The 2341-nt window shown below is 54.5% G+C and carries 1 protein-coding gene and 1 pseudogene; one reads left to right on the top strand and one right to left on the bottom strand.

Translation table 11 applies throughout. The features are described from left to right. Positions 1-268: 268 nt before the first annotated feature. A complete protein-coding gene (locus GSQ95_RS23415; protein WP_158896563.1) occupies positions 269-1009 on the bottom strand; it encodes a helix-turn-helix transcriptional regulator in 741 nt (246 codons plus the stop codon). Between the two features lie 73 nt (positions 1010-1082). Between GSQ95_RS23415 and GSQ95_RS23410 the strand changes: the two are divergent. Further along, positions 1083-2239: pseudogene (locus GSQ95_RS23410) on the top strand (cytochrome P450). Positions 2240-2341: the final 102 nt, after the last annotated feature.

The following is a 2341-nucleotide window of genomic DNA, read 5'->3' as shown; positions in this document are numbered from 1 at the left end:
TCATCGTGATCCGCTCGTAGGCTGACATCCCCAGCGCTCCGCATCGGCTGCAAAGCCGGTAGGCTAGCTGCCTGGCGTGATCGGGACATTTCTATTTGGCTGGATCGCGACATTACTATTTGGCCGTAACACCTATGCCGCGTACGAGCGGGTATTATGTTCAATCTAATTGGCATAATCCGCCGGCAAAGCAGGGCCTGCGCAAGGGCTGCATCCGACGCAAAGCAGACGTTAACACTCATGACGTCGATGAATCCGAAGCAGTGAATCATGTCATATTTCTTATGTCTGTTTTCTCCGTCTGCGCATCTCCGAAGGTGATACCAAATCGGCCAGATAGCTCCTTTTTCCCTTTGGGCGTCAATGCAAGTGCCCGGCTATCGAGGTCTTGGATAACCCATTTGCGGTTCAGGACTGCTTGAAGCAAAGCAGCTCCCAGCGCACCGCCCAAGTGAGGACGCCGCATGCTCCAGTCCAGACACGAACAAGCGAACATGCGCCGCTGTGCCTTTACTTTCGCTATTTCGATATCCATACCAACAATCGCTGCTTCGCCGCAATCAGTCAGTTGATAGGCACGGTCATCAGCGTCAGCAATGGTCAACCAACCTGACTCGATGAAGTGATCATGCAGACGCACTGCCAAGGTTCCGGCCATGTGGTCATAACACGTACGCGCAAACTGCAATCGGTTAGGGGCGTTTGAAACAAACTTCGGGTTCGCGTTTTGGCCAACCACCATAAGGGCTTCAAGAGCTTGTGCCACTTGTATGTCCGCCAAACTGTAATAACGATGCCGTCCCTGCGTGTGCAGCTTGAGCAACCCGTCCTCTTTGAGTCTCGCTAGGTGCGCACTTGCGGTGGACGTGCTTACGTCGGCGACAACGGCCATTTCGGTACTGGTTCGCGCGTGACCATCCATAAGCGCGCAAAGCATTTTCGTCCTCGCAGGTTCGGCAATAGCGCCGGCGATCCGAGAAAGGGCAAGCTCATTGCCTCGGAAATCCATATTTCGTTCCTGAGCGAATCGTCAGTGTGGAAAGTGGCAGATAGTAACCGTTCTTTGTGAGCCGGACTTGGAAATGACGCCGTTTGAAGCAGCCACCCATGACGATCCCTATAGTTACTACGCCCTCCTCAGGCAACAGAAAGCAATGTTCTTCGATGCAGCTTTTGGCTTATGGATTGCGAGTAGGGCCGAAGCGGTCAAGGCCGTTCTGGAGAGCCCAGATTGTCGGGTGCGCCCCCTGCACGAGCCAACTCCTTCCGCCATTGCACAGGGCGCCGCCGGAGATGTTTTTGGTCGGTTGATGCGTATGAACGAAGGCGCTCTACATAGGTGCCCAAGAATGGTGATTGAGCCCGCACTGGCATCTATCGAGATGAAGAGCATTGCCGACATGGTGGCACGTGTGGTCACGGCCCTCAATGACTCCCTCAAACTACAGACGAATTGATGTTCACGTTGCCGGCTTGCGTGATTGCTTCGTTGATTGGGCTGCCATCTTCCCGCATGCAAGAAGTCGCAAAGCTGACACGGGATTTTGTGGCCTGCCTGTCGCCACTAAGTGATGAAGCGCAGATCACCAAAGCTCATTCTGGTTCCACCCAGTTAAGCCAAATATTCAGCGTGCTGCTGAGCGACGATAGAAGTGAGAGCGCTTTTTTGGCTCGCATCCGCAGCGAAAGCAAGGCCATTGAATGGGCCGATGAGGAAGCGCTGATTGCCAACCTGATCGGCTTGATGTCACAGACCTGCGAAGCGACTGCAGGCTTGATTGGCAACACGCTTGTGGCGCTCCACCGAAATCCAGACCTGATTGGACACGGACAGCCTGCGCGGAGCCTTGTCGGAGACTTGGTGGCTGAAGTAGCGCGCTACGATTCGCCGGTGCAAAACACCCGGCGATTCGTGGCAAAGCGGTGCACTGTTGGCGATACCATCCTGGAGGCGGGTGATACGGTTCTGGTATTAATCGCTTCAGCAAACCGGGATCCAGGCCTGAACCCAGACCCCGATAGCTTCTTGCTCAAGCGATGCCACAGACGAGCCTTTAGTTTCGGCTCAGGGCGACATGAATGCCCAGGTCAGCAACTGGCGTTGGCGATCGCCTCTGAAGCGATATTGGAGTGGTTGCAACGTCAATCTTCTTCCGCTGTTCAATCGGATCGATGGAGCTATTTGCCGTCGCTGAATGGGCGCATTCCTAAATTTTATCTTGCCGAGGAGGCCCGGTGATGATCGCTGTTATTTTTGAAGCCTGGCCACGCGAAGGGCAATACCAGCGTGTGGATTCAACCGGTGAACGCAACACACTAGATTCTGCGTAAGCAGGAGGGT

Origin of the sequence: Pseudomonas sp. BAV 4579 (assembly GCF_009765395.1) — a bacterium.
GTDB classification, from domain to species: Bacteria; Pseudomonadota; Gammaproteobacteria; order Pseudomonadales; family Pseudomonadaceae; genus Chryseomonas; species Chryseomonas aestiva.
This window is presented reverse-complemented; position numbering and strand designations above follow the sequence as displayed.